This is a genomic window from Rossellomorea sp. YZS02, assembly GCF_033963925.1.
In the GTDB taxonomy this organism is placed as follows: domain Bacteria; phylum Bacillota; class Bacilli; order Bacillales; family Bacillaceae_B; genus Rossellomorea.
Genome location: NZ_JAXBLY010000015.1, coordinates 1 through 15,945 on the forward strand (window position 1 = coordinate 1; position 15,945 = coordinate 15,945).

At 41.9% G+C, this 15,945-nt stretch carries 18 protein-coding genes, 1 tRNA gene and 1 riboswitch; of the genes, 12 read left to right on the forward strand and 7 right to left on the reverse strand.

Annotation, left to right across the window (positions count from 1 at the left end):
• Positions 1-217: 217 nt before the first annotated feature.
• Positions 218-571 (reverse strand): winged helix-turn-helix transcriptional regulator, encoded by a 354-nt coding sequence (locus SLH55_RS14995; RefSeq protein ID WP_206849844.1) that lies wholly within the window; start codon positions 569-571, stop codon positions 218-220.
• 208 nt (positions 572-779) lie between these two features.
• Entirely contained in the window at positions 780-953 is a 174-nt protein-coding gene (locus SLH55_RS15000) for a DUF2759 domain-containing protein (RefSeq protein ID WP_320323858.1), read from the reverse strand.
• A gap of 205 nt (positions 954-1,158) precedes the next feature.
• On the opposite strand from SLH55_RS15000, the gene SLH55_RS15005 reads away from it, so the two are divergent.
• On the forward strand, positions 1,159-1,794 hold the full coding sequence (locus tag SLH55_RS15005; protein WP_320323859.1) for an MBL fold metallo-hydrolase: 636 nt from the start codon (positions 1,159-1,161) through the stop codon (positions 1,792-1,794).
• Positions 1,795-1,830: 36 nt separating this feature from the next.
• On the opposite strand, the gene SLH55_RS15010 is transcribed toward SLH55_RS15005, so the two are convergent.
• Positions 1,831-2,076, reverse strand: coding sequence for a DUF2626 domain-containing protein (locus SLH55_RS15010; RefSeq protein WP_034757675.1), 246 nt, complete (start codon positions 2,074-2,076; stop codon positions 1,831-1,833).
• Between the two features lie 393 nt (positions 2,077-2,469).
• Here SLH55_RS15010 and SLH55_RS15015 point away from each other — a divergent pair, with 393 nt between their 5' ends.
• Positions 2,470-2,850: a Spx/MgsR family RNA polymerase-binding regulatory protein gene (locus tag SLH55_RS15015; RefSeq protein WP_219168592.1), complete on the forward strand. Its 381-nt coding sequence runs from the start codon at positions 2,470-2,472 to the stop codon at positions 2,848-2,850.
• A gap of 339 nt (positions 2,851-3,189) precedes the next feature.
• Here the strand turns inward: SLH55_RS15015 and SLH55_RS15020 are convergent.
• Together SLH55_RS15020 and SLH55_RS15025 are read right to left on the reverse strand one after the other, a co-directional pair.
• A tRNA-Gln gene (locus tag SLH55_RS15020) sits at positions 3,190-3,261 on the reverse strand.
• Positions 3,262-3,318: 57 nt separating this feature from the next.
• Positions 3,319-3,957 (reverse strand): cupin domain-containing protein, encoded by a 639-nt coding sequence (locus tag SLH55_RS15025; RefSeq protein ID WP_320323860.1) that lies wholly within the window; start codon positions 3,955-3,957, stop codon positions 3,319-3,321.
• A 220-nt stretch (positions 3,958-4,177) separates the two neighbouring features.
• Between SLH55_RS15025 and comGA the strand changes: the two genes are divergently transcribed.
• From comGA to SLH55_RS15060, 7 genes are all read left to right on the forward strand, one after another.
• On the forward strand, positions 4,178-5,218 hold the full coding sequence (gene comGA, locus SLH55_RS15030) for a competence type IV pilus ATPase ComGA (RefSeq protein WP_320323861.1): 1,041 nt from the start codon (positions 4,178-4,180) through the stop codon (positions 5,216-5,218).
• On the forward strand, positions 5,202-6,224 hold the full coding sequence (gene comGB / locus SLH55_RS15035) for a competence type IV pilus assembly protein ComGB (protein WP_320323862.1): 1,023 nt from the start codon (positions 5,202-5,204) through the stop codon (positions 6,222-6,224). Before comGA ends, comGB begins: the two co-directional genes overlap by 17 nt.
• 8 nt (positions 6,225-6,232) lie before the next feature.
• A complete protein-coding gene (gene comGC / locus SLH55_RS15040) occupies positions 6,233-6,559 on the forward strand; it encodes a competence type IV pilus major pilin ComGC (protein ID WP_413787098.1) in 327 nt (108 codons plus the stop codon).
• Complete coding sequence (gene comGD, locus SLH55_RS15045) at positions 6,555-7,001, forward strand: competence type IV pilus minor pilin ComGD (RefSeq protein ID WP_320323906.1); 447 nt, start codon at positions 6,555-6,557, stop codon at positions 6,999-7,001. The genes comGC and comGD overlap by 5 nt, the downstream gene beginning before the upstream one ends.
• A 209-nt stretch (positions 7,002-7,210) precedes the next feature.
• Positions 7,211-7,726, forward strand: a complete 516-nt coding sequence (comGF, locus tag SLH55_RS15050; protein WP_320323864.1) for a competence type IV pilus minor pilin ComGF — start codon at positions 7,211-7,213, stop codon at positions 7,724-7,726.
• Positions 7,727-8,078: 352 nt separating this feature from the next.
• A complete protein-coding gene (locus tag SLH55_RS15055) occupies positions 8,079-8,588 on the forward strand; it encodes a shikimate kinase (RefSeq protein ID WP_219168585.1) in 510 nt (169 codons plus the stop codon).
• A 48-nt stretch (positions 8,589-8,636) separates the two neighbouring features.
• Positions 8,637-8,816, forward strand: a complete 180-nt coding sequence (locus SLH55_RS15060) for a YqzE family protein (RefSeq protein WP_206849811.1) — start codon at positions 8,637-8,639, stop codon at positions 8,814-8,816.
• A gap of 66 nt (positions 8,817-8,882) precedes the next feature.
• On the opposite strand, the gene SLH55_RS15065 is transcribed toward SLH55_RS15060, so the two are convergent.
• Both SLH55_RS15065 and SLH55_RS15070 read right to left on the reverse strand, forming a co-directional pair.
• On the reverse strand, positions 8,883-9,674 hold the full coding sequence (locus SLH55_RS15065) for a YqhG family protein (RefSeq protein WP_320323865.1): 792 nt from the start codon (positions 9,672-9,674) through the stop codon (positions 8,883-8,885).
• The gene (locus SLH55_RS15070) at positions 9,643-11,343 is read right to left on the reverse strand and encodes a DEAD/DEAH box helicase (protein ID WP_320323866.1); all 1,701 of its coding nucleotides are present in this window, start codon (positions 11,341-11,343) and stop codon (positions 9,643-9,645) included. Before SLH55_RS15070 ends, SLH55_RS15065 begins: the two co-directional genes overlap by 32 nt.
• 174 nt (positions 11,344-11,517) lie before the next feature.
• Positions 11,518-11,609, forward strand: a riboswitch (glycine riboswitch).
• A 180-nt stretch (positions 11,610-11,789) separates the two neighbouring features.
• Between SLH55_RS15070 and gcvT the strand changes: the two genes are divergently transcribed.
• From gcvT to gcvPB, 3 genes are read left to right on the forward strand one after another with little or no spacing between them, the layout of a single operon-like run.
• Positions 11,790-12,896: a glycine cleavage system aminomethyltransferase GcvT gene (gene gcvT / locus SLH55_RS15075; protein WP_219168582.1), complete on the forward strand. Its 1,107-nt coding sequence runs from the start codon at positions 11,790-11,792 to the stop codon at positions 12,894-12,896.
• Positions 12,897-12,912: 16 nt separating this feature from the next.
• Complete coding sequence (gene gcvPA / locus SLH55_RS15080; RefSeq protein WP_320323867.1) at positions 12,913-14,259, forward strand: aminomethyl-transferring glycine dehydrogenase subunit GcvPA; 1,347 nt, start codon at positions 12,913-12,915, stop codon at positions 14,257-14,259.
• Positions 14,252-15,715 (forward strand): aminomethyl-transferring glycine dehydrogenase subunit GcvPB, encoded by a 1,464-nt coding sequence (gene gcvPB, locus SLH55_RS15085; RefSeq protein WP_320323868.1) that lies wholly within the window; start codon positions 14,252-14,254, stop codon positions 15,713-15,715. The genes gcvPA and gcvPB overlap by 8 nt, the downstream gene beginning before the upstream one ends.
• Positions 15,716-15,945 lie beyond the last annotated feature (230 nt).

Below are 15,945 nucleotides of genomic sequence, written 5' to 3' on the forward strand. Positions count from 1 at the left end.
TAGTCCCTTACTCTTTTTGAACTGATGGTCACAAACCATTTTGCTCTGTCAACTACTTACTACTTGAGAGGGTGAAGGGAACTGCGTAGACTCCTACGGAAAGCAGGACTGTTCCATTCACCATCCTGCACTACAACTTAAATGACAGAGCATCGTAAATCTTAGTTTGTATGCGAATAGCAACAATCTTTGTGAAAACAGCTTTTTAATTTGATCTTTACGCTTCTTCACTTTCTAAGAGAACTTCACTTTTATCAGGATATGTTTTTTCAATATGCTGTTCTCCCCAGGCACATAACATGTCCAAAGGCTCTTTTAATGACCATCCGTATTCTGTCAATTCGTATTCGACCTTTGGAGGGACTTGATTATAAATGATCCGGTTGATGACGCCATCTGCTTCCAGCTCCCTTAATTGCTGGGTCAGCATTTTCTGTGTTATACCCGGCATCAACCGTTTTAATTCGCTGGTCCTCCGTTTATTTTTGATTAGATGGCAAAGAATGACAACCTTCCATTTTCCTCCAATCACTTCCAGGGAAGCTTCAACCGGTATATTGTACTTTTTCAATTACTAAACCTCCTCATCCGAGTTCTAATTATATATAGAATTGGCTGTAAGGATGTCGAATATCCAATCGCCTTAAGGTAAATGTCACTAATAGTATAACGTACATATTCAAAAGATCCATAGGGTACTTTTTGGTGCCTGTAAAGCCGTTGAATTAAAAAGCCTTCCATAATGAAATGGAAGGCTTTTTAATGTGAAACATTTTTAATTAATGACCACCTGGGTAACCAGAGTGAAGGACAGTCATAATTGTAAACCATCCAAAAACACCTAATGTTGCAAGTGAGAAAAGAATTCCCATTGCATTCTTGTTTTTGAAAGTGCTTACTACTGAAAATAAAGCTAATAAAGTAACCAGTGAAGTAATAATTACAAGACCCATTTATATGACCCCTTTCATTAAAATGCGTTTTACTGACCTCTTGATAACAATATGTACATAAATGCACTCATTAACATTTTATAGTTTTTTTTCCTTTTTGTCGAGGTCAAATATTGACACTTCTATGTCTACCTTGCGACTTCCATGTTTTTATGAAGCTGGAAGTTCTGATACAATTAATGTATCACAAATGGAGGTGGAAACGTTGCAGTGGAAACAAATCCCATTAGGCCCTTTGCAAACCAACTGTTATATCTTATGGAACTCTAGCAAGGATTGTCTTGTCATTGATCCCGGTGGTGAAGGGGAGAAACTGATTGACTGGTTGGAAAATCAATCGTTGTCCCCGTTAGCCATTCTCCTCACACATGCTCATTTCGATCATATCGGAGCTGTTGACGATATAAGGAGGAGCTTTGACATCCCAGTTTATGTTCATGAAAAAGAGGCTCAGTGGTTATTGGATCCCTCTTTAAATGGTTCCCAGCTATTCATGATGGGTGAGTTGATCAGACTTAAACCGGCTGATTACATACTGACAAATGAAAAGAATTTAACAATCGGAGACTTTCAGCTCCAGTTGTTCGAAACACCAGGTCATTCACCTGGTAGTATTTCTTATTATGTACAAGAAAGTGGAATTGTATTAGCAGGAGACACACTGTTTATGGGGAGTATCGGACGTTCCGATTTACCAGGTGGAAATCACAAAGAGTTACTGGCAAGCATTCATGAAAGGTTATTGACCCTGCCTGAAGAAACAAAGGTTCTTCCTGGACATGGTCCTGAAACATCAATAGAAGCAGAAATGGACTCAAATCCATTTTTAAACGGCTTCTAAAAAAATCCCTTCAGCAATCAGCTGAAGGGATTTTTTTTAGTGTCCTCCTGCACCCGGAGTCATCATAAAGGTCGTCCAATAAGTAAAACCTGCAAAGAACACTGTTAAGTATGCACCGAAAACATAAATATACATGCGTTCGGACAGTTTTAAATAGCTAAGCATAATGAAGAATCCGGTTTGGCCTAAAAAGATTAATGATGTTGTGGTCATATCACCAAGATAGAACATAACGGCAAAAATACCAGTCCAAAAACCTAGAACTCTAAACATACGATCCATATGTAACCCTCCTTTGCACCCTAAGTCCATCACTCAATATTATAAATGAATACTACCATAAAAGTAAATAAGTGTTTGATGTTAGTTTGTGACGAATAGGTGTAATCTAACCCTTAAAATTTTATTTGTCCGTTTTTTACCCTTGTTACTTACTTCCACAATGCTCAAAATGTGAAACCTTCCCGTTTACTGAAGGGGGCCTCTACCTGATATTGAGTTGTAATCAGCTTTAAAACGATAGCAACCCAAGAAGAATTCACTCCGTCCATTCTCTGTAAAAAAATGTTCACAAATTCCCAAGGGAAATTACTGTACAAAAGTTATACAATTAGTATACAATATGTTTAACGAATCTTAGAAACTTGAAAGTTAAATTTGAAGGAGGTCAAGAAAGTGAATAACCTTACATTTTTTACTTATCCAAGCTGTACCTCTTGCCGAAAAGCCAAAAAGTGGTTAACCGCACATTCTGTTGATTTTGATGAGAGGCACCTTTTTAGAGAGACACCGACTCATAAAGAACTAATGGAATTGTTATCCCTTACGACAGAGGGACTTGATGAGATCCTCGCCACTCGAAGCCAAACCTTTAAAGAATTAGGGAAAGATGTGAATGATTTGCCACTGTCCGAAGTGATTAAATTAATCATTGATGAACCGAAGCTTCTTCGCAGGCCACTTCTGACAGACGGAAAAAAACTGGTGGTCGGCTACAACCCGGATGGACTTCAGAGTCTTGCGAATAAAAACAGAACATTGAAGAAAAGCAGCTGAATATAAAAGGCAGTCACTTGAATTTTTCAAATGACTGCCTTTTTCAATGGTAAGTGTCGGGGCTGACCAAGCCGCCTCCGCTTTTGGATTATCCAGCTGGAAGGGCTTAGAGGCTCGAGGTCATAAGCTAAGGCACCCCAAAAGGCAAAGAGCGCCTTCCGGGATGCCTCATCTTATGCTTGTCGCCTCTGGGCAAAGCCCCTTCCGCTTTTATGTTGTCCAGCTCCGACGGCTAGCCCCTCGAGGTCACAACTGAAAAATCCCATAAGGCAAAAAGCGCCTTTTGGGATTTTCCAGTTGTGCTTGTCGGGGCTGACCAAGCCGCCTCCGCTTTTGGTACTGGGCTAGCTGGATTCGAACCAACGCATGTCGCAGTCAAAGTGCGATGCCTTACCGCTTGGCTATAGCCCAATGAATCTACTTTACAAAATATAGTATGGTTCAATTTTGAGGATCTATTCATGTATTTTAAAATGTTTTCGGGATGCATTGCCTGTAGTAATAGGGGTTTGGCTGATATTGATATTGGTATGGGAAATAATTGAGCTGTGTTGTCCGGGCTGGTGGATACCTTTCAGGTTCTAAGCAACTCGGACCGATATAGGTGCCGGGCTTCACCTTTTCTGTCGTTTTGATCCACGCGCTTTCATTCATGCAATAGTTTTTCGCCATGACACTTGAAGGGGTGAGCTTCAAGATATCCGAACCTAGTATCACTTCCGGGGTAGGCGCATTGAAAATTGCCAATAGGTGAGTACGGTCCTTGGTCGCCTCCTCGTAATGCCACCAGCCTTGAGGTATGTTTGCAACTTGTCCCGGGGATATAGAGTAATTTTGGATTTCCTTTGTAAATGGATTAAGAATCGATACTGTAGCCGCACCTGAAATGCAATATACCAGCTCGGCAGCGTTTTGATGATAGTGGGGCTCTACAAAGTTATGTTTACTTAAATAGATATCAAGCAGGGATGTTTGATCCAATGTATTTAATTGGCCTACCCCCAAAATATTGATCAAGTTTTGATGGTCTTTTTTAAATAGAGTACTTTTGTTAACATCATATGAGAATTGTACATCTGGAGAGGTGTAATCCATATATTTCGTCATAAGAAGGGTCACCGCTTTCGAATGAATGTTTACCTTCATAATATATGGGTGGGCGATTAATATGTGATTCGAAGAGAAAGAGAAGATACTTCAATGCAAGATTTAAAAAAGTTTGTGGGAAAAGAAGGAATTTGTAACAAAATGTCGTATATCTTAAAGTAAGAAATAAGAAAGGTGGTGCACATTCATATTTCACTCAGTCGAATCTTTATCGGAAGTGATGATTGGAGAAGCATTCAGCAATGATGCAACAGATATTCATTTGATACCCAGAACGAAAGAATACTTGATTCAATTCAGGAAACTCGGGGGTTTGGTACCATTCCAGACCATCGACGAAGATCAGGCTGAACGTCTGATTGCACATCTGAAGTTCATGGCTTCCATGGATATCGGAGAAAAACGCAAACCTCAAAGTGGCTCTTTCAGCCTTACCGTCAAAAATACCCCTCTTTCTCTCAGAATATCTACCCTGCCTACGACACATTTAAAAGAAAGTCTTGTCATTCGGATACTCCCTCAAAAATACCAGATTCCCATTGAGAAAATGTCTCTTTACCCATCTTCTGCCAAGAAACTTCTTGCCCTGCTTATGCATTCCCATGGCCTCATCTTGTTCACTGGACCGACTGGTAGTGGTAAAACCACTACGTTATATTCACTCGTTCACCACTGTTCCGTCGTTTTAAACCGTAATGTGATCACCCTGGAGGATCCCGTCGAGAAGCAGCACGATGAAATGGTTCAGATCCAGGTAAATGAAAAAGCAGGGATTACGTATTCCACCGGATTAAAAGCAATCCTGCGACACGACCCCGACATTATCATGGTGGGGGAAATCCGTGATCGGGAGACGGCAGAAATTGCTGTTAGGGCAAGCTTGACGGGGCATTTGGTGATTTCAACCATGCATACAAGAGATGCAAAAGGGGCGATTTACCGCTTAATGGAATTAGGAATCAAGTGGCATGATATCGAGCAGACCCTGCTTGCTGTATCCGCTCAAAGATTGTTGAAACTTTTATGTCCGATCTGCAAAGCGGAGTGTGGAGGACAATGTTTAAGAGGGGAAAAGCGGAACAGGGCATCGGTTTATGAGATCATTACGGGAAGTGCCTTGAAGAAAGTATTGAAAGAGGCCAGGGGTGAAATTGTCCAACACAAGTATCGCACACTGCAAACATTAATCTGTAAAGGGGTGGCACTTGGTTTTGTTTCAGAGAATGAATATAGGAAATGGGTTCATGAAGAAAAGCGATGATCAAGGTAAATTTCTAAAGAGACTTGGTGATTTACTTCAAAAGGGATATACCTTTATGGAAGCCATCGACTTTCTCTTGGTACCAAAGGAGAAGAAAACCATCAAATTAAAAAGGAGATTGGTTGCCTCACTCCAGAAAGGTGAATCCATTTCCACTGTGATGAGTAAACAATTAAACCTTCCCAATCACGTCAGCGCACAAATTTTTTTCGCCGAACATCATGGTCAAATGGGCCACACTTTGTCTGAAGCTGGGACCTATCTTATTAAAAGAAGGAAAAATCAACAGCAGTTGCAAAAAGTCTTTCAATACCCCCTAATGCTGATCTTCATTTCCATCATCATGATGGTGTTGCTTCGCAAAGTGCTTTTTCCTAGATTTCAGTCCCTGTATTCCTCAATGGGCTATGAACCTTCAGCAAAACTTACGCATCTTTTACACTTTATCGAAAACTTCCCAATGGTATTAGGTGTAGTTTTTTTTATTCTCCTATTTTCCACCATTCTTTTCTTTCTTTTTAAAAAGCGAATTTCCCCCCAAAAACTATCGGCAGCCTTAAGCAGACTTCCAATTTTGTCGTTTTATATAAAGCTGGGTCATTCCTACTTTTTTTCCCGGGAATTAAGCTTTCTTCTCTCAAGCGGAGTATCCATTACTGAATCCTTGCTCATCATCGAGAGTCAATCATTCCGTCCGACATTGCAGTACATTTCAGGCCAGCTCATACAAAAACTTAAAGCAGGTATTCCTTTTCATGAGTGTTTTGCTTCTCTGCCATTTTTTCAGGAAGAATTGCCGTTCATCGTTCAGCATGGTCAAACGAACGGAAGATTGGCGGAAGAACTTCGTGTTTACAGTGATATCTGCTTTCAGGATTTAGAAGAAAGAACGCATACATGGCTCAAGTATATCCAGCCTGCCATTTTTACTATTGTCGGACTATTCATCATGGCGATCTACTTCTCCATTATGATGCCACTATTTCAAATGATGCAGGGGATATGAAAAATATTATTTCCAGGAGGACAAATATGCTCAAAAATGAAAAAGGTTTCACTTTGATCGAGATGATGATTGTTTTGCTCGTCATTTCTGTTTTACTTTTCATTACAATCCCGAATGTGACCAATCAGAGTAATTCCATTAATTCAAAAGGCTGTGAGGCATTCATTCATATGGTCGAAGGGCAAATTGAAGCATATAAGATGGACGGGAATACTGATCCAGTGACCATTGATTCTCTTGTTACAGATGGTTATCTGAATGATGAGTATAAAGCATGTCCTGATGGGAGAGCCATCACGGTGGATGCAGAAGGAAAAGTGGTGACTTCCGATTAATGATAGTGGTACAGCTGAAGCAGGTTATACCCTCATTGAAATGCTCATCGTCTTGATGATCTTCACTATTCTCCTTTCATGGGTCGGCTTTTCTGTCCTACCTTTAAAAAGCCACACTGAAAAGGAACTCTTCATATCCCAGCTTGAATCGGATCTTTACCAAATTCAAAGCTACAGTATCAACCATCAATCACTGATTTTCTTGACTTTTTATCCACTAACCAATAAATATGTTGCAAAAACGGAAGCAAGACAAACGGTTGTATCAAGGGAGCTTCCTGCAGGAATTGAGATAGCAGCAAGGAACAGCCTCGAAGAGATCACTTTTTATCCTGATGGAAATACGAACAGATTTGGCAGTGTAAATTTTAAAACGGAACATGAGACTTTGTACCTCATGTTCCAAATTGGCCAAGGGAGATTTTATGTACAAGAATTCTAAAGGTTTCTCACTTACTGAAACGCTTGTCGCTTTTAGTTGTACCCTTATGATATGTGGGTTGTTTATACCCTTTCTCATTCAATACATGAACCGCCTTCAACAGCTTCAGTATGAAGTGGAAGCGCTGAAATTTCTCAGGGAAAGTGTAGAAAAAGAGATTGTTACGCATGAATTTTCTACTCATGCAAGGATGTATAAGGGGGTCAGGTATGAGGTCGTTTGGAAAGATGGGAGTGGTGATGAAGCTTGCGTTCGTTACGATAGCCGGGAAATTTGTACATCACAAAAAAGATGAACGGGGGTTTACATTGGTTGAAGCCCTGTTAAGTTTTAGTGTATTTTGCATGATATCCTTCAGTCTTCCTCTTATGATGAAGGGCTTTATGATGATTAAGAATGATTTGGTCCCACCCCATTATTATGAGTGGAATTTATTCAATGAGAGCGTAAGGAAAGAGTTAAAGAATGCGGAAGCTGTAGAAATCGCGCCACAGCACATTTCATTTGTGATGGATGGAGAAACGATTCTATATGAAACCTACGATCAATCCATTCGAAGGAGGGTGAACAATAGAGGGCATGAAATCGTACTTCAGGCAGTGGATCAGGTTACCTTTACTTCCATTCGAGGGGGGGTGCGTTTGGATTTGGAATTTGAAGGAGGCGAAAAAGTGGAAGGGGATTTCATGTGTTTTTCACCATTTGAGGGGCCGTTTTCACCTTAATGATAGAGGGTTCATCCTGCCGTATACCCTGTTCCTCCTGGTGATTGTCCTTTTTTTGGCTTTTGCATCAAAAGACATTTATATAAGTAAGTATCAATACCTTTCGAATATGAAGAGTATGCACGAGAGAAACATAAGCCTCTCCCACAGCATCTTACTCGAGATGGAGAATGAATCCTTATACACTGGAGTAATAAATCTAACTTTCGGCGAGGTCATGACCTCAAGTACGATGCTCAATTCCAGTGAAGTTCAAATGGAATTGACGTTCAAAAGGGACGAGAAGGTTTTTCTTCCTGAAACGGTTGTGTATAATAGGGAAACAAAACAAATCATACGTTGGGAGTAGAATATGAAACCGATTTTCTTTGTAGGCTTTATGGGTGTGGGAAAGACAACGGTTGGAAAACGTTTGGGAGAAGTACTGAATCTTCCTGTCATTGATCTGGATCAATATATTGAGACTAAAGAGAAAAAATCGATTAGAGACATCTTTCATCAGCATGGTGAAACGTATTTTAGAGAACTTGAAACGAGTGTTCTTCAGGAACTGAAAAAAGAAATGGCCATCATAACGACTGGTGGTGGAATAGTAGAAAGGGAGGAGAACCGTGCCTTTCTACGGAATTGTGGTTCTGTTTTCCATCTTACCTGCCCTTTTGGTTCATTATGGAAAAGGCTTGAAGGAGATCAGGACAGGCCACTTGTTCAAAGAAATTCGAAAACCAGTTTAAAGGAGCTGTATGAGCGTCGGCTGCCCCTTTACGAAAGTGGGAGCACAGTGACCATTTTTACAGAGGGTAAATCCGTGGATGAAGTGGTAGAGCTGATATTACCCTATCTTCAACATAATGTTGTATAATTCCTGGCACTACCGGGAATACTGATGGAAGCGGAGGGTGGTGCTTTTATGTCAGTGAATGATTATGTTAAGTTCATAACACAAACATTTGTTCAACATTATGAAAAATCACCTCATGAACGTAAAACATTAAAAAAGCAGAAAAAGAACGAGCGGGAACCATTTCTTTTCAGATGGTTCGGCATCATTCCGTATGCTTTCATGATACTGTTCAAGAAAAATAAATAGTGGACAAGGGCTGCCCTAAACGGCAGTCCTTTTTTTGATCCTGGGGGAAGGTATCCCCCAGATTCCTCACTGTGACTGCTGTAAATAAAATATTCCACCGTTTATGACCTCTATGGTAATTTTTGGTTCATACTGCTCCTTTAAAGCCTGCTGCTCAAGAAAATAGGATTCGGGTTTTTCTTCCTGATCTCCATAAAAATGATTCAAAAGTTGAAGATCATCCTCCCAAGTCTTTCTTGCTTGCTCCGCCCACTCGACGGGTTCCCTTTTAATTTCTTCGTATAGATATGACTGGACTCTGTTCACTCCACTTTTCGGTCTGATGATTGGTGTCAAAGTGAAAGAGAAATCTGGAATCTTCGGTGTCATGTTTTTGGTCATTAGAGCCCCATGAAAGTTTTCTTCTATGATTCCATTGATCAAGTTTACACCGATACTACGGATGCTGTCTTTCTTTCGGTTGGATTGATAAGATATTTTAATGTTCAATCCCAGCCAAGGATGAAGGGGCGTCTGTTGGCCGCTCGGAGTATACCGATTTTCATAAAGCCGTATATACCCTGCAAGATTCCGGGTTGAGTGGAAGATCTGATGAAGCCTCGGTGAACCAAAGTGGATCGGTTCACCTTTCATATCCTCAGGTGCATGATCAGGATTGGTGATGAGGGATAACGTCATCGGGTTCGGTGTCCCCCCTGTCTTTTCAAGATAATGCCAGTAGAATGGTCGGTTCATAAGTTCTTTATCCAAATCGATCGTGAGCTGTACAGTCATGTATCCATTTCCGTTCGCAACCATATCACATCCATTGGCGATGAAATACCGCTCAAGAAATCGATGAATTTCGTGCTGCTGCATTTGTTTTCTCCTCCTTTAATTGTTCTGCAAATTGAATCATACTTGTTAAATTCTCCATTTTGATCTTCATTTCTCCCTCTGTTCGGGATGAAGACAGGATATCTGTCACATGCTCTTCGAAATCCCTGAAATCCAGGCGGGTGAGTATTTCATCCAGTTGACCGATCACCCGTTCAAACAGATTGATTTTCTCATACAGAAGTTTCAGGATATGTTCTTCAACTGTATTTTTTGTAGCGAAGTTATAAATATGAACATCTTCTGTCTGCCCAAGACGGTGAACGCGGCCGATTCGCTGTTCCAATCTCATCGGGTTCCATGGCAGATCAAAATTGATCACGTGATGACAGAATTGGAGGTTGATTCCTTCTCCTCCAGCTTCAGTGGCAATCAACACCTGTGCATGCTTCTGGAATAACTCTCTCATCCAGTCTTTTTTTCCTCGTTTAAATCCTCCCCTGAAAGGGACCGAGCTGATTCCGTGCTGTTTCAAGAACCATTGAAGATAGAGCTGTGTTGCACGGTATTCTGTGAAAATGATCACTTTATCATTTATCGATTGAACGATTTCCAGCGCCTTTTGTGCCTTTGAGTTCATGGTCACGTTCTCTACTTTTTTCATCAGTGTACCAATCGTATGTTCAAAAGCAGGTGTAGGTGATTCCTTCTTTTCAAGCATATTTTTAAGTGTGTAAAATACAGCTTCACGGGAACTGCACGCTTCTCTTTGAAGGGTGAGGAGTGAGAAAGAGCTGGAATTTGCCCAGTCATCATATCTTCCTCTGAGCAGGTCGATGCTGTTATATAAATCTCTCTCAGCCTCGTTGAAATCAATTAATACAGTCTTCACATGCCTCTTCGTCCATTCAATCCCTGTATCGCCACGCCTATTGCGTATCATTACTTTGTTGATGAGGCTTTTCAGATGGTCATCCTCCTGAAGTGTACGATCCCCTTTTTTATATCTGTCCGTGAACCCAGATTCATTCCCAAGATGCCCAGGCTTTAGAAGGGAAACAAGATGAAAGATTTCTTCTACACGATTTTGGATAGGTGTTGCAGTCAATAGCAGGCAGAATTTCTTCTTGAGATTTTGGACAAATTCATAGTTTTTTGTTTTATGATTTTTCAGTTTGTGAGCTTCGTCGATGATCACCAGGTCATAATCCTGCTCATACACTTTTTCCCGATGAGGGCTCCTCTTTGCCGTATCCATGGATGAAACCACGATGTCACATTGATCCCATACGTAGCTCTTACGCTGGGGAACGGCGGGAATGAAGAACTTAGTGTTTAATTCATATGCCCATTGAGAAACGAGAGAAGCAGGAACCAAAATCAATACCTTTTTGACTAATCCCCTAATCATGTACTCTTTCAATATCAATCCGGCTTCAATCGTTTTTCCGAGTCCAACTTCGTCCGCAAGAATCGCTTTTCCGTTCATCGTTTCCACTACCTGCTTCGCTGCTTCCAGCTGGTGAGGGAGAGGAGTGACATTTGCCAAATGTTTTGGAGCCTGCAGGCCTTCAAAGTTCGGAATTGCAAGATGGTGCTCAAATTCGATGGCGAGTTTATAAAGCTCCCAGTTCCCCCAGGGGCCATCGTTTTCGATTAAACTTTCAAGACCTTCTCCCCACTGTTCATCAAATATAACCTCAACATTCATCTGAAAAACATCTCCTTATTTCTAATAAAAATGATTGCTCAAAACTCGTATTTAATGGTAGGATGAAAATAGATTTTCAATTGTTAGAAAAACTCGAAAATCCGAACATTCACATTTACAACATTTCTTCTGTATATTTCTAGTATGACCAATTGTTTCAAGGAATATTGGCGAATGATGACAAGGGGAGAGACTGTGCAAACAGCGCCGAAGGAGCAAGCACGTTTATGTGTGAATCTCTCAGGCAAAAAGACTCTTGTTGGACGCAACTCTGGAGAGCGTTTCCGAAACAGGAAACCACCAAAGGGGAAAGCCGTTCTTCGGTAAACTTTCAGGTGCAAGGACAGAGAAAACTTCTTTATGAAAAGGGGTTTTTCTGTCCTTTTTTCATGGGATAAAACTTGGTTAAGAATTATGCAAGCAAGGAATTTAAAGGGGGAAAAGTCATGTCAGAGTTAAAACAAACACCTTTATACGATGTGTACAAAGAGTATGGAGGTAAGACCATCGACTTCGGTGGCTGGGCTTTACCAGTGCAATTCTCAAGTATTAAAGAAGAACATGAAGCGGTAAGAACCCGGGCAGGACTATTCGATGTTTCTCATATGGGAGAAATTGAAGTGAAGGGTGAAGGGGCTCTTGACTACTTACAGAAAATGATGACAAATGATGTCTCCAAAGTAAAAGACGGAGGCGCACAGTATACGGCCATGTGCTACGAAAACGGTGGGACAGTCGACGACTTACTGGTTTATAAAATAAAAGACAATGATTATTTGCTCGTTGTAAACGCAGCAAATATAGATAAAGATTTTCAGTGGTTGAAAGAACATGAAACAGATGGTGTTGAAATCAACAATATCTCTGAACATATGGCGCAATTGGCCCTTCAAGGTCCGATTGCGGAAGAAGTACTGCAAAAAATCACCAATGAACATACATTGAGCGATATCGGCTTTTTTAAATTCCAAACTGAAGTGAATATAAATGGGAAGTCTGCACTCGTTTCCCGTACCGGTTATACGGGTGAAGATGGGTTTGAAATCTATTGTGCCTCAACTGATGCAGTGGCGATCTGGACGGCGATCCTTGAGGAAGGTAAAGAGCATGGAGTCCTTCCGTGTGGACTTGGTGCACGGGATACCTTACGTTTCGAAGCGAATCTTGCACTTTACGGACAGGAATTATCACAATCCATCACGCCGATTGAAGCCGGGATCGGGTTTGCTGTAAAAGTGAATAAAGAGGTTCCGTTCATCGGACAGGAAGTGCTGAAACAACAAAAAGAAGAAGGTGCTACACGAAAGATCGTGGGAATTGAAATGATTGATCGCGGCATTCCACGTCATGGCTATAAAGTATTTTCCGGAGAAGAAGAAATAGGTGAAGTCACAACGGGTACACAATCACCAACGTTAAAGAAAAATGTAGGGTTGGCCCTCTTGAATAAAGAGTTTACTGCCTTGGATACGGAAGTACTGGTGGAAATCAGAGGGAAAAAGTTAAATGCGAAAGTGGTAGCAACACCTTTTTATAAAAGACCAAAGAAATAGGGGAGGAATGACGGTCATGAAGCATCGTTATTTACCGATGACAGAGCAAGATCAAAGGGAAATGTTAGACAGCATTGGAGTAGACAGCGTTCACGATCTATTTGAAGATATTCCTGAACAGGTTCGTTTTATTGGGGATTACAAAATCAAACAAGCGAAGTCGGAAACGGAATTGGTAAAAGAACTCACTAAGATGGCCGCGAAAAATGCGGATCTGAAAAGTCATGCATCCTTTCTAGGGGCAGGGGTATACGATCATTACATGCCGATCATTGTGGATCATGTATTATCTCGTTCAGAGTTCTATACAGCTTATACACCTTACCAGCCGGAAATCTCCCAAGGAGAACTGCAAGCGATCTTTGAATTCCAAACGATGATTTGTGAACTGACAGGTATGGATGTAGCCAATTCATCCATGTACGATGGAGGAACGGCTCTGGCAGAGGCAGCTATGTTGAGTGCAGGTCAAACACGCCGCAAGAAAGTTCTCGTTTCGAGTACAGTTCATCCTGAATCACGTGATGTATTGAGATCTTACGCGAAGGGTCAATATATCGAAGTAGTTGAAATTCCGCACAATAATGGTGTAACCGACGTGGAAGAACTGAAGAAATTGATGGGGAATGACATAGCAGCGGTCATCGTTCAATACCCTAACTTCTTTGGACGGGTGGAGGAGCTGAAAGCGATTGAAGAAGTGGCACATGCAGAAAAAGCAATGTTCGTCGTTTCATCCAATCCCCTTGCCCTTGGAGCACTTACACCTCCGGGACAATTAGGTGCTGATATCGTCATTGGTGACGCGCAGCCATTCGGCATTCCAAGTGCCTTCGGAGGCCCTCACTGTGGATACTTTGCCGTGAATAAGAAGCTTATGCGTAAAGTACCAGGCCGTCTGGTCGGTCAAACCGTCGATGAAGATGGCATCCGTGGCTTCGTGTTGACCCTGCAAGCCCGTGAGCAGCATATCCGTCGTGACAAAGCGACTTCGAATATTTGTTCCAACCAGGCTCTGAATGCCCTTGCCGCATCTGTCGCTATGACGGCACTCGGAAAACAGGGAGTCAAAGAAATGGCCATTCAAAACATCCAAAAAGCTCACTATGCCAAAGAAGCCTTTAAAGCAAAAGGATTCTCCATCGCATTTGAAGGCCCTTCATTCAATGAGTTTGTCTTAAAGGTGAATAGACCTGTTAAAGAAATCAATAAAAAGCTTCTGGAAAAAGAAATGATCGGCGGGTACGATCTTGGATTAATGGATGACAGCCTTGCTCAGCATATGCTGGTAGCTGTTACAGAACTTCGCAGCAAAGAAGAAATCGACGCATTCGCAGCAGAATTGGGGGATTGTCATGAATAAGAAAGATCAGCCTCTTATTTTTGAATTATCTAAAGAAGGCCGCACAGGGTACAGCCTGCCAGAAATGGATGTACCACAGGTGGAACTGTCAGATCTCATTCCGACCGACTATATCCGTACAGAAGCACCTGAACTTCCTGAGGTATCGGAACTAGATATCATGCGCCATTATACAGCGTTATCGAAACGCAATCATGGGGTGGATTCCGGTTTCTATCCACTTGGATCCTGTACGATGAAATACAATCCAAAAGTGAATGAAAACGTTGCGCGACTGAACGGATTCGCTCACATCAACCCTCTTCAGGAAGCTGAAAGCGTGCAAGGTGCTCTTGAACTGATGTATGATCTCCAGGAGCATTTGAAAGAAATCACGGGTATGGATGAAGTCACGCTTCAACCTGCGGCGGGAGCCCATGGAGAGTGGACAGGTCTGATGATGATCCGTGCCTACCATGAGGCGAATGGAGATACCCATCGTACGAAGGTGATCGTACCGGACTCGGCTCATGGAACGAACCCTGCAAGTGCAACAGTTGCCGGATTTGAAACGGTGACGGTAAAGTCGAATGAAAACGGTCTGGTCGATTTAGAAGATTTAAAGCGGGTAGTCGGAGATGATACAGCTGCCCTCATGCTGACAAATCCAAATACTCTAGGTTTATTCGAAGAAAACATCATGGAAATGGCTTCCATCATTCATGAAGCAGGTGGAAAGCTCTATTATGACGGAGCCAACTTGAATGCGGTTCTCTCAAAAGCAAGACCGGGGGATATGGGATTTGACGTCGTGCATTTGAATCTTCATAAGACGTTCACCGGTCCTCACGGAGGCGGAGGTCCAGGAAGCGGTCCTGTAGGAGTGAAGGAAGACTTAATTAAATATCTTCCAAAACCTGTCCTTGTGAAAAACGGAGAGCAATATGAATTCGATTATAACCGTCCTGACTCAATTGGTCGTGTAAAACCATACTATGGTAACTTCGGTATCAACGTTCGGGCCTATACGTATATCCGAACTATGGGGCCGGACGGACTGAGAGCCGTGACGGAGAATGCCGTACTGAACGCAAACTACATGATGCGCCGCCTTGCTCCTTACTTTGACCTGCCGTATGATCGTCATTGTAAACATGAGTTCGTCATCAGTGGGAAACGTCAGAAGAAGCTTGGCGTACGCACGCTCGATATTGCGAAGCGGCTCTTGGACTTCGGATATCATCCGCCAACCATTTACTTCCCATTAAATGTCGAAGAGTGCATGATGATTGAACCAACGGAAACAGAATCAAAAGAAACCCTTGATTCTTTCATTGATGCCATGATCCAAATTGCAAAAGAAGCAGAAGAAACACCGGAAATCGTCCAGGAAGCGCCACACACGACCATCGTGAAGCGCATGGATGAGACACTGGCAGCAAGAAAACCGGTCCTGCGCTATACGAAAGAAGGCTAATGCGCATACTTAAACCCCTCAGTCGGATGACTGAGGGGTTTTTATTGAGGGACGGATCTATATTGAGCGGATTGTCGCTAGGTATTTTCTTTTTACCTGAGGGAATAGAGGTGATTTAAACCTTTAAAAGGATGGTGATTGTAGAAAGAGTGATAATCATTCAAATAGAATGGAGGAATCCGTAGAGTTGTGGTGCCGAATACGAATGTGTGGAAAGGGGATGGAGCCGA

Excerpts from the sequence above, each read along its gene's own strand:
- SLH55_RS15000 (WP_320323858.1), bottom strand. The coding sequence starts at position 953 with ATGGGTCTTGTAATTATTACTTCACTGGTTACTTTATTAGCTTTATTT.
- SLH55_RS15010 (WP_034757675.1), bottom strand. The coding sequence starts at position 2,076 with ATGGATCGTATGTTTAGAGTTCTAGGTTTTTGGACTGGTATTTTTGCC.
- comGF (WP_320323864.1), top strand. The coding sequence starts at position 7,211 with ATGAGGTCGTTTGGAAAGATGGGAGTGGTGATGAAGCTTGCGTTCGTT.
- SLH55_RS15060 (WP_206849811.1), top strand. The coding sequence starts at position 8,637 with ATGTCAGTGAATGATTATGTTAAGTTCATAACACAAACATTTGTTCAA.
- comGA (WP_320323861.1), top strand. The coding sequence starts at position 4,178 with ATGATTGGAGAAGCATTCAGCAATGATGCAACAGATATTCATTTGATA.
- SLH55_RS15055 (WP_219168585.1), top strand. The coding sequence starts at position 8,079 with ATGAAACCGATTTTCTTTGTAGGCTTTATGGGTGTGGGAAAGACAACG.
- SLH55_RS15070 (WP_320323866.1), bottom strand. The coding sequence starts at position 11,343 with ATGAATGTTGAGGTTATATTTGATGAACAGTGGGGAGAAGGTCTTGAA.
- comGB (WP_320323862.1), top strand. The coding sequence starts at position 5,202 with ATGAAGAAAAGCGATGATCAAGGTAAATTTCTAAAGAGACTTGGTGAT.
- gcvPB (WP_320323868.1), top strand. The coding sequence starts at position 14,252 with ATGAATAAGAAAGATCAGCCTCTTATTTTTGAATTATCTAAAGAAGGC.
- SLH55_RS15065 (WP_320323865.1), bottom strand. The coding sequence starts at position 9,674 with ATGCAGCAGCACGAAATTCATCGATTTCTTGAGCGGTATTTCATCGCC.
- gcvPA (WP_320323867.1), top strand. The coding sequence starts at position 12,913 with ATGAAGCATCGTTATTTACCGATGACAGAGCAAGATCAAAGGGAAATG.
- gcvT (WP_219168582.1), top strand. The coding sequence starts at position 11,790 with ATGTCAGAGTTAAAACAAACACCTTTATACGATGTGTACAAAGAGTAT.
- SLH55_RS15025 (WP_320323860.1), bottom strand. The coding sequence starts at position 3,957 with ATGACGAAATATATGGATTACACCTCTCCAGATGTACAATTCTCATAT.